Raw genomic sequence first — 11,879 nt, 5'->3', positions numbered from 1 at the left:
TTCTGCTAACGATCCCGTGACGCTTGCGTGTTCGCGGAGTTCGCGCGGTTGGCACGCGCGGCCGAACTTCAACAATGAAAACGGCCCCTTGCGGCTTCCGGCGGATGGCGCGATCATGTCACACAGATGACAGGAGGACGCTCATGAACCTCACTCCGGAGGATGCCGACCCCAGCGAGAACCGCGCGGCGGCGCGCAACGCGGCCGCAGCGCCCAACCGGGTGACGTTCGATCGCCTCGAGCTGAATCGTATCCTCAACCTCTACGGCCGCATGGTCGCCGACGGTGAGTGGCGCGACTATTCGATCGACTTCCTGCGTGACCGGGCCGTTTTCTCCGTGTTTCGCCGGGCGTCCGAGGTGCCGATCTACCGCATCGAGAAGGACCCGCGGCTGGCGCGTAAGCAGGGCATGTACAGCGTGGTCTCGGCCACCGGCCTGATCCTGCGCCGCGGTCATGAGCTCGAGCGCGTGCTGCTGGTGATCGCGCCGAAGCCGGCGCTGGTCTGATCCCACGCGCTCCGGCTGATCCTGACATTCCGACTGGCGTTGCTTACGCCGGGACGTCGCTGCTCCCGGCCCCGAGCGGGCGCTGCATCATCACAGTATCGAGCCAGCGGCCGAATTTCAGGCCGACGCTCGGGTGGGTGCCGATCATCTGGAAGCCGCAGGCGGTATGCAGCCGGACCGAGCCGGCATTGGCGGAGTCGCCGATGACGGCGATCATCTGGCGAAAGCCTCCCTCCTCACAGGCGTCGATCAGCCGCCGCATCAGTCGCATTCCGATGCCACGACGCTGGCTGGCGGGGGCGAGATAGATCGAGTTCTCCACCGTGAAGCGATAGGCCGGGCGAGGCCGGTAAGGCCCCGCATAGGCATAGCCAACCACCTCTCCGTCCAGCAGGGCGGCGAAATAGGGAAAGCCGTCGTCGGTGAGCGCCCGGAAGCGGCGCGTCATTTCCGTCAGATCCGGAGGGTCGAGCTCGAAGGTGGCCGTGCCCTCGCGGACGGCCTGGCCGTAGATGGCGGTGATGGTGGGAAGGTCGGCCTCCCGGGTGGGCCGGATCTCAATGTCGGACATGGTGGAAACATACCAAAGCGGACGCGGCGATCAATCCGGCCTCGCGGCATGGCTGCCGTCGCGTCCGCGCCGCGGTCGCAATTGGCTTGCGCAAACGAAAAGCCCCGGCGGTGAGGCCGGGGCTTCGAAGGTCGCTCGTGTGAGCCGCTGGCTCAGTCGCGCTGTCCGAGCAGCTGCAGCAGCAGCGTGAACAGGTTGATGAAGTTCAGGTACAGCGACAGGGCGCCGGTGATCGCTGCGCGCTCGGCAATGTCGCCGCCCGCGGAAGCGTAGCCGTAGATGTACTCGTTCTTCAGACGCTGCGTGTCCCAGGCGGTCAGGCCGGCGAACACGAACACGCCGATCACCGAGACGATGAACTGCAGCATCGAGCTCGCCAGGAACAGGTTCACGAGGCTCGCCAGCACGATGCCGACCAGGCCCATGAACAGGAACGAGCCCATGCCGGTCATGTCGCGCTTGGTCGTATAGCCGTACAGGCTGAGCGCGCCGAACGTCGCCGCGGTGATGAAGAACACCCGCACGATCGAGGTGTGAGTGTACACCAGGAAGATCGACGACAGCGAGATGCCCATCAAGGCCGAGAACACCCAGAACAGGATCTGCGCGGTCGACGGCGCCAGGCGGTTGATGCCGGCCGAGATCGCGAACACCATGACCAGTGGGGCCAGGATGAACAGCCACTTCAGCGGGCTCACGAACATCGCGTAGCCGAACTGCGTCAGGTACGCGTTGCCGAACTTGAATACGCCGGCAGCCGGATCGCCGGTCACCGACGCCATGTAGACGCCCAGCGCCGCGAGGCCGGTGATGGCCAGGCCGATGCTCATGTAATTGTAGATGCGCAGCATGTAGGCGCGCAGACCGGCGTCGACGGTCGCGGCATCGGCGCGCCCGGCCACCCGGCCAAAGGGTGAAGCATAATTGCGGTCTAGGTCCGACATGGTCGATTCCCGTTGGTTGCCCGGCAGTCCGGTCCTGGCAGGACCCTTAGCCGGTTCTCGAAAAACCCTATCTCATACCCACTGCCACAGATATTAAATTTGCGTCATCGGCAAAATCGCCATCTTTTGGCAGGTCTCTGAGCCCATTCCCTAGATGGGAAACTAGCATATCCGCCGCAAGCGTCCACGCGCGGCTGAATGTCGCTCCGCGCGCGTCCCAGCCGTATAAATCGCGTTAACCGTGCGGCATGAGCGCGCAAGCCGCTAGAGATTCCGAAGGACCGTCGCCGGCTTCTGGTTGAGCGCAAGCAGGGTGCCGGCCAGACCGAGGCCGACCGTCACGATCAGCGCGGTCAGGACGACCAGCGCGGCGCTGCCCGCCTGCCAGGCGAAGCTCAAGGTCATCAGCCGGGTCACGATCAGCCACGCGGCGACCGACCCCGCGACGACGCCGAAGGCGGCGGTGGCGAAGCCGATCATCAGATATTCGAGCGCGTAGGCGCCGAGCAACCGCAGCCTGGTGGCGCCCAGCGTCTTCAGGATCACGGCATCGTAGACCCGGTGGCGGTGGCCGGCGGCCAGCGCGCCGCCCAGCACCAGGATGGCCGAGATCAGCGTCACCGCGCTGGCGCCGCGGATGGCGAGCGCAAGGTTGGAGACGACCGAGCCGACCGTCTCCATCACCTCGCGGACCCGCACGCTGGTCACCATCGGGAAAGCGTCGGCCACCTTGCGGATGACGCGCGCATCCTCGACGGCATCGGAGCGCGCCTCGGTCAGGGTGGCGACATGGGTGTGGGGCGCGCCCTTGAAGGCATTCGGGGAGAACACCAGCACGAAATTGATGCCGAGCCCCTGCCAGTCGATGGTGCGCATGTTGCCGATCCGCGCCGTGATGTCGCGTCCGAGCACGTTGACCACGATGTCGTCGCCGAGCTTGAGGCCGAGACCGTCGGCGATCCGCTTCTCGATCGAAACCAGCGGCGGGCCGCTGTAGTTCTCGCCCCACCACGCGCCCTCGACGACCTTGGATCCCTTGGGAATCTCGGCGGTATAGGTCAGGCCGCGGTCGCTCTGCAGCACCCATTCGGTGTCCGTCGTCGCCTTGAGGTCCTCGGCGCGCACGCCGCGGGCGGAGACGATGCGCCCGCGCAGCATCGGCACGTCTTCGACTGCCGATTGAGGGGCGAGGTCCTTGAGGAAGCCGCGGAAGCGGTCGGCCTCGCCCGAGGGGACGTCGATGAAGAAAAACGACGGCGCCTGCTCCGGCAGCTGTGCCAGGAACTGGCGTCGCAGATTGCCGTCGATCTGGGTGATGGTGACCAGCACGGCGAGCCCCAGCCCGAGCGACAGCACTACGGACGGTGTCAGCGCGCCTGGGCGATAGATATTGCTGACCGCCAGCCGCAGCATCGGGAAGCGGCTGCGCGGCAGGGCGCGCGCAATCGCCATCACCGCGGCGGCAATGCCGCGCAACAGCACGAACACCAGCGCGGCGGCCGCGACGAACACCGCGGCGATGCGCTTGTCGTAGGACAGGCCGATCACCACCGCGATCAGCAGCACGACCGTGCCCGCGATCAGCACCAGATAGCTCCAGCGCGGCCGGTGCCATTCGGCGATGACCGCCTCGCGGAACAACGCCGCCACTGGCACGTCACGCACGCGCCCGAGCGGCCACAGACCGAACGCGAGCGCGGTGAGCAGGCCATAGACGAAGGACAGCGCCAGCTCGTCCGGATGAATAGCCGGGATCACGGGCAGTGGCAGGATGTTGCCGAACAGCCCGACGATGGCAAACGGCAGGGCCGCGCCGGTGCAGAGTCCGATGATCGAACCAATCGTGGCGAGCACCATCACCTGCACGAGGTAGATGCCGAACACGTCGCGGCTGGTGGCGCCGAGCGCCTTGAACGCCGCGATCACCTCGGTGCGGCAGTCGACATGGCTCTTGACCGCATTGGCGACGCCGACGCCGCCGACCAGCAGGGCGGCGAGACCGACCAGGGTCAGGAACTGGGTGAAGCGGCCGATGGTCCGCTCCAGTTGCGGCGAGGCGTTGCTGCGGCTGCGGATCTCCCATCCGGCCGACGGCAGCGTCAGGCGGGTATCGGCGATGAAGGACGCCGCGGCGTGATCGTCCTTGGCATTGTCGGGCAGCCGGACCCGGTAGGTCCAGCGCACGAGACTGCCCGGCTGCAGCAGCGGCGTCGCCCGCAGACCCGCCTCGCTGATCAGGAAGCGCGGCCCGAGGCCGATGCCGCCGGACAATTTGTCGGGCTCGGCCTGCAGCGCGCTGCGAATCTGGAAGCGGACCGTGTCGATCGTGACGATGTCGCCGACCTTCAGGTCGAGCCGGGCCAGCAGCGCCGGATCGGCTGCGGCTCCGTAGACGCCGTCGCGCTCGGCCAGGATGTCGGCCATCGGCAGATCGGGCTGGAGCTCGGCCTTGCCGAGCAGCGGATAGGCGTTGTCGACGGCCTTCAGCTCGACCAGGGCCAGCTTGGCGTCGCTGGAGCGCACCATCGCGCGCAGGGTTGCCGCCAGCGACAGCTGTCCACGCGAGCGCAGGAAGTCGATCTCCTCCGGCTTGGCCTCGCGCTGAAACAGCGAAAAGGCAACGTCGCCGCCGAGCAGCGTGCGTCCTTCGCGAACCAGGCCGTCATTGAGGCTCGCTGCCACCGAGCCGACGCCAGCGATGGCGAGGACGCCGAGCGCGATGCAGGCGATGAAGACATAGAAGCCGCGCAAGCCGCCGCGCAGCTCGCGCAACGCGTAACGAACGGGCAGGAGGGCGATCCGGCCGCTCGCGACCGGTTCTGACATGGCGCTCATGCGTCAGCCGGCTCGCGGGCGTCGCTCTCGCTTTCGATCCGCCCCGAGCGCAGCCGCACGACGCGGTCGCACCGGTGCGCGAGGCTGCTGTCGTGGGTCACCAGCACCAAGGTCATGCCGCGCTCGGCGTGCTTGGTGAACAACAGATCGACGATCTGCCGTCCGGTGGTCTCGTCGAGATTGCCGGTCGGCTCGTCGGCCACGAGAATTGCAGGATCGGGAGCGAGGGCGCGGGCCAGTGCCACGCGCTGCTGCTCGCCACCCGACAGCTGGGTCGGATAGTGATGCAGCCTGTGGCCCAGCCCGACCGAGTCGAGCTCGCGGGCCGCGCGCTCGGCGGCGCCGGCGTGGCCGGCCAGCTCAAGCGGCACCGCGACGTTCTCCAGCGCCGTCATGGTCGGGATCAAATGAAAGGACTGGAAGACAATGCCGACCTGGCGGCCGCGGAACCGGGCCAGGGCGTCCTCGTCCAAGACATTGAAAGCGGTCCCGTTGACCACCACCTCACCGCTGTCAGGACGTTCCAACCCCGCCATCACCATCAGCAATGTGGACTTGCCAGAGCCCGACGGTCCGATCAGACCGATCGTCTCGCCCTGTCCGACCCGCAGGCTGACGTCCTTGAGGATATGGACCCGCGCCGCGCCGGTGCCGAGCGAGAGGTTGACGTTCGAGATGGTAATGGTGTCCGGCGCGAGGCCGGCCAAACGCGAGGTTTCGATGAGACTGTCCATGGCTCGGTCATATGGCAACTCCGCAAGCCGGGTCGAGAGGCGCGGACACATCTTCGTGCACATACTCGTGTTGATGCTCGCCTTGATGACAGTCGGGTCCGCGTTCGCCGCTGCCGAGGCCGTCAAGCCGATCAAGCTGGTCGTTCTCGGCGATTCCTTGAGCGCGGGACTCGGCCTGTCCGCTTCAGATGCGTTTCCAGCCAAGCTGCAGAAGGCCTTGCAGGCCCAGGGGCTGCCGATCGACCTCACCAATGCCGGCGTATCCGGGGACACCTCGTCCGGCGGCCGCGACCGGCTCGACTGGTCGGTGCCGGAGGGGACCGAAGCGGTCATCGTCGAGCTCGGCGCCAATGACGCGCTGCGCGGCATCGATCCCGCCGTGACGCGCAAGGCTTTGAGCGAGATCGTGACCCGGCTGAAAGCCAGGGGCATCGCCGTCATGCTCTGCGGCATGCTGGCGCCGCCGAACTACGGCAGCGACTATGCCGCGAAATTCAACGCGATCTATCCCGAGCTCGCCAAGGAATTCGGCGTGCCGCTGTATCCATTCTTGCTCGACGGTGTCGCCGCTGACCCCAAGCTGAACCAGGCGGACGGCATTCACCCCACCGCAGCGGGCGTCGACATCATCGTGTCCAGGCTGTTGCCTACGGCGGAAGCATTCCTGCGTCCGCTTCGTGGGCAATAGCGAAACGAAGCCCTGCGCCGATCATTTGCGATAGCCTTAAGGCCGGGTTTTCCGCAGCTTTTACCGGCGTTAACCCACCTTCCGTCGCGGAGTCATATAAGTTCGGTAGGAATTATGCATTGGCGATTCGTCGTCGATCATTTCTCGAAGGCATGATCTCGTCAATTTTCGAGATCAGCCTCCAGCATCGGGAGTCCTGAAACGATGCCGCGTCTGTTTACTGGACTGGAAATCCCGGCCGAGGTTGGCCACACGCTTTCCGGTTTGCGGGGTGGCCTCCCCGGCGCCCGCTGGATCGATCCCGAAAATTACCATGTGACGTTGCGTTTCATCGGTGACATCGACGGCGCCTCCGCCAACGAGATCGCCTCGATGCTGTGGCGGGTGAACCGCAAGCCGTTCGAAGTGACGGTGCAAGGTCTCTCCAGCTTCGGCGGCCGCAAGCCGCGGGCGGTCGTCGCCAACATCGCGCCGAGCCGGCCGCTGATCGAGCTGCAGGCCGAGCTGGAGCGGCTCATGCAGCGGATCGGGCTCGATCCCGAGGGACGCAAATTCGTGCCGCACGTCACGCTGGCGCGACTGCACGATGCGTCGAGCCAGGACGTCGCCGACTATCTCTCCGTCCGCGGCTATTTCCCGAGCCGCGTGTTCATGGCCGAGCGCTTCGTGCTGTTTTCGTCGCGTGCCTCGACCGGCGGCGGGCCCTATGTGGTCGAGGACGCCTACGATCTCTCCCCGGGATGAGGTCTGCAGCGCGGTCGTTCAAGCCAGCCGTTCGCAGAGGCCAAGAGCGAAGACGAGCGTCGTTAGCCCCGGGCTAACGATCACGGCGGCGTTTGCGTGCCATATACCAAGACATCACGGCTCCGACGCATGGCGGCTTCCACCATTTGCGGATTGCATTTTACGTAAGTCTCGTGACCTAGAGTGGACTCATGCTGTCCACTCCCTCAGACGCGTTCCGCGCGCAATATCAGTCTTTGGTCGATACTGGTGCGATCGAGCCCGACCCCGCCCAGGCCGAGGTCGCCGACGCGCTGGCGGCGCTGGAGCGCCGGCTCTCCACCTACAAGCCCTCGCGCAAGCAAGGCTTGTTCGGTCGCCTTTTTGCCGACAAGAGCGAGCCGCCGAATGGCCTCTATGTCCATGGCGAGGTCGGCCGCGGCAAGACCATGCTGATGGACCTGTTCTTCCAGAACTGTCCGGTTGAGCTCAAGCGCCGCGCGCATTTCCACGAATTCATGGCCGAGGTGCATGAGCGCATCTACGGCTACCGCCAGAACATCGCGCGCGGCGAGCTCGCCGATGCCGATGTGATCGGGCTCACGGCGCAGGCGATCTTCGACCAGGCCTGGCTGCTCTGTTTCGACGAATTCCATGTCACCGACATCGCCGACGCGATGATCCTGGGCCGTCTGTTCGCCAGGCTGTTCGAGCTCGGCACGGTGGTGGTGGCGACCTCCAACGTCGCGCCTGAAGACCTCTACAAAGGCGGCCTCAACCGCGCGCTGTTCCTGCCCTTCATCAAGCAGATCGCCGACCACATGGACGTGATGCGGCTGGACGCGCGCACCGATTTCCGGCTGGAGAAGCTGGCCGGCGTGAAGATGTGGCTGGTGCCGGCCGATGTCGACGCGCGGGCGGCGCTCGACAAGGCCTGGGCGCGGCTCACGGGTCATGCCAAGTGCAAGCCGCGCGACATGACGATCAAGGGGCGCATCCTGCATGTCCCGTGCTCCGCCAACGGCGTCGCCCGCTTCGGCTTTGCCGATCTGTGCGGAAAGCCGCTGGCAGCCTCGGACTATCTGCGGCTCGCGCACGACTATCATACGATCCTGATCGATCATGTTCCGGTCATGGATCTGGCCGAGCGCAATGCCGCCAAGCGCTTCATCACCCTGATCGATACGCTCTACGACAACGCCGTGAAGCTGATCGCCTCCGCCGAGGCTGACCCGGTTTCGCTCTACATCGCGACCGAGGGCGTGGAGGCCATGGAGTTCAAGCGGACCACCTCGCGCCTGATCGAGATGGGCTCGGACTCCTATCTGGCCCTGCCGCACGGGCGGAAGGACTCGGCGGCATCTGGGACTTCCACGGGGTTGGTCGAAACCTGACAACCACCGGAGCTTTGGCGAGCGCCTGCCGCCGGGCACACAGCCGCGAAAAGGCCACGTCAATCATGCTGAAAGGATCATCAGCGCCCGTCGCCCGGTCCTGATCGAAATCAAGGCACGCCCGCCAATTGGCCATAGCGTGACTTGAACGGCCCGGGCGAAAGGGATAACCACCACTCGACTTTTCAACCTCCCTCACTCCTTCGGGTTCAAAGGAAAATTTGCCATGGCGCGCGACAAGATTGCTTTGATTGGCTCCGGTCAGATCGGCGGAACGCTGGCTCACCTCGTTGGCCTCAAGGAGCTCGGCGACGTCGTGATGTTCGACATTGCCGAAGGCGTTCCGCAGGGCAAGGCGCTCGACATCGCCCAGTCGTCGCCGGTCGACGGCTTCGACGCGCACTATACCGGGGCCAACTCCTATGAGGCGCTCGACAACGCCAAGGTGTGCATCGTTACCGCCGGCGTGCCGCGCAAGCCCGGCATGAGCCGCGACGATCTGCTGTCGATCAACCTCAAGGTGATGGAGCAGGTCGGCGCCGGCATCAAGAAGTACGCGCCGGACGCCTTCGTCATCTGCATCACCAACCCGCTCGACGCGATGGTCTGGGCGCTGCAGAAGGCCTCCGGTCTCCCGGCCAAGAAGGTCGTTGGCATGGCCGGCGTGCTCGACTCGGCGCGTTTCCGCTACTTCCTGGCCGATGAGTTCAACGTCTCGGTCGAGGACGTCACCGCCTTCGTGCTCGGCGGTCATGGCGACACCATGGTGCCGCTGACCAAGTACTCGACCGTTGCCGGCATTCCGCTGCCCGACCTGGTCAAGATGGGCTGGACGTCGCAGGCCCGCATCGACGAGATCGTCGACCGCACCCGCAACGGCGGCGCCGAGATCGTCAATCTGCTGAAGACCGGCTCGGCCTATTACGCGCCGGCGGCGTCGGCGATCGCGATGGCCGAGAGCTATCTGCGCGACAAGAAGCGCGTGCTGCCCTGCGCGGCGCATCTCAACGGCGAGTTCGGCGTCAAGGACATGTATGTCGGCGTGCCCGTCGTGATCGGCTCCAAGGGTGTCGAGCGCATCGTCGAGATCGAGCTCGCGGGCAAGGACCGCGAGGCGTTCGACAAGTCGGTCGCCGCCGTGCAGGGCCTCGTCGACGCCTGCAAGAAGATCGCGCCCGACCTGCTCGGCCGCTGATCAGGGGTCATTCACGGGGCGTAATCTCGCCCACATCGAGTTGCAGGATGTTTGGTATATGGTATACCAGACATCCTAACAACAATTCTGGTCGTCACCCCATCGCGGGTTCGGGGAGCAAGCGCTTATGAACATTCACGAATATCAGGCCAAGGCACTGCTGCACGAGTTCGGCGTGCCGATTTCCAAGGGCGTGCCAGTTCTCCGTCCGGAGGACGCGGATGCGGCGGCGAAGACGCTCGGCGGCCCGGTCTGGGTCGTGAAGAGCCAGATCCACGCCGGTGGCCGTGGCAAGGGCAAGTTCAAGGAGGCCTCGGCCGGCGACAAGGGCGGCGTCCGCCTCGCCAAGTCGATCGACGAGGTCAACACTTTCGCCAAGCAGATGCTGGGCGCGACGCTGGTGACGGTGCAGACCGGCCCCGACGGCAAGCAGGTCAATCGCCTCTACATCGAGGACGGCTCGGATATCGACAAGGAGTTCTATCTGTCGCTGCTGGTCGACCGCGAGACCTCGAAGGTCGCCTTCGTCGTGTCGACCGAAGGCGGCGTGAACATCGAGGACGTGGCGCACAGCACGCCTGAGAAGATCATCACCTTCTCGGTCGACCCGGCCACCGGCGTCATGGGCCATCATGGCCGCGCTGTCGCCAAGGCGCTGAAGCTGACGGGCGATCTCGCCAAGCAGGCCGAGAAGCTCACCACCCAGCTCTACAATGCGTTCGTCGCCAAGGACATGGCGATGCTCGAGATCAACCCGCTGGTCGTCACCAAGCAGGGCCAGCTCCGCGTGCTCGATGCCAAGGTGTCGTTCGACTCCAACGCGCTGTTCAAGCATCCCGAGGTCGTCGCGCTGCGCGACGAGACCGAGGAGGACGCCAAGGAGATCGAGGCCTCGAAGTACGACCTCAACTACGTCGCGCTCGACGGCACCATCGGCTGCATGGTCAACGGCGCCGGCCTCGCCATGGCGACGATGGACATCATCAAGCTCTACGGCATGGAGCCCGCCAACTTCCTCGACGTCGGCGGCGGCGCCAGCAAGGAGAAGGTCGCGGCGGCGTTCAAGATCATCACCGCCGACCCGAACGTGAAGGGCATCCTGGTCAACATCTTCGGCGGCATCATGAAGTGCGATGTCATCGCCGAAGGCGTCGTGGCCGCGGTCAAGGAAGTGGGTCTGAAGGTGCCGCTGGTGGTGCGCCTCGAAGGCACCAATGTCGATCTCGGCAAGAAGATCATCAGCGAGTCCGGTCTGAACGTGCTGCCCGCCGACAATCTCGACGACGCCGCGCAGAAGATCGTCAAGGCCGTCAAGGGAGGCTGAGCGCCGGTCCAGGCGCTCGCTCATTCCTCACCGCAACGCTTTTAGAGAAAGCACGATGTCCATCCTCATCGACAAGAACACCAAGGTCATCTGCCAGGGCTTCACTGGCAAGAACGGCACCTTCCACTCCGAGGCGGCGATCGCCTATGGCACCAAGATGGTCGGCGGTACCTCGCCGGGCAAAGGCGGCTCGACCCATCTCGGCCTGCCGGTGTTCGACACCGTCAAGGAGGCCCGCGAGGCCACCGGCGCCGACGCCTCGGTGATCTACGTGCCTCCGCCGGGCGCCGCCGACGCGATCTGCGAAGCCATCGATGCCGAGGTCCCGCTGATCGTCTGCATCACCGAAGGCATCCCGGTGCTCGACATGGTCCGGGTGAAGCGCTCGCTGCAGGGTTCCAAGTCGCGCCTGATCGGGCCGAACTGCCCGGGTGTCATGACCGCCGGCGAGTGCAAGATCGGCATCATGCCGGCCAACATCTTCAAGCCGGGTTCGGTCGGCATCGTGTCGCGTTCGGGCACGCTGACCTACGAGGCGGTGTTCCAGACCACGTCGGAAGGTCTCGGCCAGACCACCGCGGTCGGCATCGGCGGCGACCCGGTCAAGGGCACCGAGTTCATCGACATGCTGGAGATGTTCCTGGCTGACCCGAAGACGACCTCGATCATCATGATCGGTGAGATCGGCGGCTCGGCCGAGGAGGACGCGGCGCAGTTCATCAGGGACGAAGCCAAGCGCGGCCGCAAGAAACCGATGGTGGGATTCATTGCCGGTGTCACCGCCCCTCCCGGCCGTCGCATGGGTCATGCCGGCGCGATCATCTCGGGCGGCAAGGGCGATGCCGGCTCGAAGACGGCCGCGATGGAAGCTGCTGGTATTACAGTGTCTCCGTCGCCCGCACGGCTCGGCAAGACGCTTGTCGAAAAGTTGAAATCCTGATTCAGGACTTAGTGCTTTTCGG

General features: G+C 65.4%; 11 protein-coding genes. 7 read left to right on the top strand and 4 right to left on the bottom strand.

Features of this window, described 5'->3' with window-relative positions:
- The first annotated feature begins 143 nt into the window (after positions 1 to 143).
- Positions 144 to 509 carry a DUF2794 domain-containing protein gene (locus QX051_RS19850; protein WP_315740700.1) on the top strand — a complete coding sequence of 122 codons (366 nt, stop codon included), beginning with the start codon at positions 144 to 146 and terminating at the stop codon, positions 507 to 509.
- A gap of 43 nt (positions 510 to 552) precedes the next feature.
- Here the strand turns inward: QX051_RS19850 and QX051_RS19845 are convergent, their stop codons facing one another.
- The 4 genes from QX051_RS19845 to QX051_RS19830 form a co-directional block, all read right to left on the bottom strand.
- Positions 553 to 1,080 (bottom strand): GNAT family N-acetyltransferase, encoded by a 528-nt coding sequence (locus QX051_RS19845; protein ID WP_315740701.1) that lies wholly within the window; start codon positions 1,078 to 1,080, stop codon positions 553 to 555.
- Between the two features lie 152 nt (positions 1,081 to 1,232).
- Positions 1,233 to 2,024, bottom strand: a complete 792-nt coding sequence (locus QX051_RS19840) for a Bax inhibitor-1/YccA family protein (RefSeq protein WP_315740702.1) — start codon at positions 2,022 to 2,024, stop codon at positions 1,233 to 1,235.
- A 264-nt stretch (positions 2,025 to 2,288) separates the two neighbouring features.
- A complete protein-coding gene (locus tag QX051_RS19835; RefSeq protein WP_315777284.1) occupies positions 2,289 to 4,859 on the bottom strand; it encodes an ABC transporter permease in 2,571 nt (856 codons plus the stop codon).
- Positions 4,856 to 5,593: an ABC transporter ATP-binding protein gene (locus tag QX051_RS19830; protein WP_315757140.1), complete on the bottom strand. Its 738-nt coding sequence runs from the start codon at positions 5,591 to 5,593 to the stop codon at positions 4,856 to 4,858. Before QX051_RS19830 ends, QX051_RS19835 begins: the two co-directional genes overlap by 4 nt.
- A 55-nt stretch (positions 5,594 to 5,648) precedes the next feature.
- Between QX051_RS19830 and QX051_RS19825 the strand changes: the two genes are divergently transcribed.
- The 6 genes from QX051_RS19825 to sucD all read left to right on the top strand — a co-directional run bounded on the left by QX051_RS19825 (position 5,649) and on the right by sucD (position 11,857).
- Positions 5,649 to 6,281 carry an arylesterase gene (locus tag QX051_RS19825; protein WP_315777346.1) on the top strand — a complete coding sequence of 211 codons (633 nt, stop codon included), beginning with the start codon at positions 5,649 to 5,651 and terminating at the stop codon, positions 6,279 to 6,281.
- Between the two features lie 204 nt (positions 6,282 to 6,485).
- Positions 6,486 to 7,025, top strand: a complete 540-nt coding sequence (gene thpR, locus QX051_RS19820; protein ID WP_315740705.1) for an RNA 2',3'-cyclic phosphodiesterase — start codon at positions 6,486 to 6,488, stop codon at positions 7,023 to 7,025.
- A 191-nt stretch (positions 7,026 to 7,216) separates the two neighbouring features.
- The gene (gene zapE, locus QX051_RS19815) at positions 7,217 to 8,398 is read left to right on the top strand and encodes a cell division protein ZapE (protein WP_315740706.1); all 1,182 of its coding nucleotides are present in this window, start codon (positions 7,217 to 7,219) and stop codon (positions 8,396 to 8,398) included.
- A 226-nt stretch (positions 8,399 to 8,624) separates the two neighbouring features.
- Positions 8,625 to 9,593: a malate dehydrogenase gene (gene mdh / locus QX051_RS19810; protein WP_009031546.1), complete on the top strand. Its 969-nt coding sequence runs from the start codon at positions 8,625 to 8,627 to the stop codon at positions 9,591 to 9,593.
- A 127-nt stretch (positions 9,594 to 9,720) separates the two neighbouring features.
- The gene (gene sucC, locus QX051_RS19805; RefSeq protein ID WP_315777283.1) at positions 9,721 to 10,917 is read left to right on the top strand and encodes an ADP-forming succinate--CoA ligase subunit beta; all 1,197 of its coding nucleotides are present in this window, start codon (positions 9,721 to 9,723) and stop codon (positions 10,915 to 10,917) included.
- A gap of 55 nt (positions 10,918 to 10,972) precedes the next feature.
- Positions 10,973 to 11,857 (top strand): succinate--CoA ligase subunit alpha, encoded by an 885-nt coding sequence (gene sucD, locus QX051_RS19800; RefSeq protein ID WP_315740708.1) that lies wholly within the window; start codon positions 10,973 to 10,975, stop codon positions 11,855 to 11,857.
- Positions 11,858 to 11,879 lie beyond the last annotated feature (22 nt).

The sequence above is a fragment of the Bradyrhizobium sp. SZCCHNR1053 genome (assembly GCF_032381235.1).
GTDB lineage: Bacteria > Pseudomonadota > Alphaproteobacteria > Rhizobiales > Xanthobacteraceae > Bradyrhizobium.
Note: the sequence above shows the minus strand (reverse complement) of the source record. Positions and strands in the feature narration are given on the sequence as shown.

Coding starts and splice junctions, on each gene's coding strand:
- QX051_RS19850 (WP_315740700.1), top strand. CDS start 144: ATGAACCTCACTCCGGAGGATGCCGACCCCAGCGAGAACCGCGCGGCG.
- QX051_RS19835 (WP_315777284.1), bottom strand. CDS start 4,859: ATGAGCGCCATGTCAGAACCGGTCGCGAGCGGCCGGATCGCCCTCCTG.
- sucC (WP_315777283.1), top strand. CDS start 9,721: ATGAACATTCACGAATATCAGGCCAAGGCACTGCTGCACGAGTTCGGC.
- sucD (WP_315740708.1), top strand. CDS start 10,973: ATGTCCATCCTCATCGACAAGAACACCAAGGTCATCTGCCAGGGCTTC.
- QX051_RS19845 (WP_315740701.1), bottom strand. CDS start 1,080: ATGTCCGACATTGAGATCCGGCCCACCCGGGAGGCCGACCTTCCCACC.
- thpR (WP_315740705.1), top strand. CDS start 6,486: ATGCCGCGTCTGTTTACTGGACTGGAAATCCCGGCCGAGGTTGGCCAC.
- QX051_RS19830 (WP_315757140.1), bottom strand. CDS start 5,593: ATGGACAGTCTCATCGAAACCTCGCGTTTGGCCGGCCTCGCGCCGGAC.
- QX051_RS19840 (WP_315740702.1), bottom strand. CDS start 2,024: ATGTCGGACCTAGACCGCAATTATGCTTCACCCTTTGGCCGGGTGGCC.
- zapE (WP_315740706.1), top strand. CDS start 7,217: ATGCTGTCCACTCCCTCAGACGCGTTCCGCGCGCAATATCAGTCTTTG.
- mdh (WP_009031546.1), top strand. CDS start 8,625: ATGGCGCGCGACAAGATTGCTTTGATTGGCTCCGGTCAGATCGGCGGA.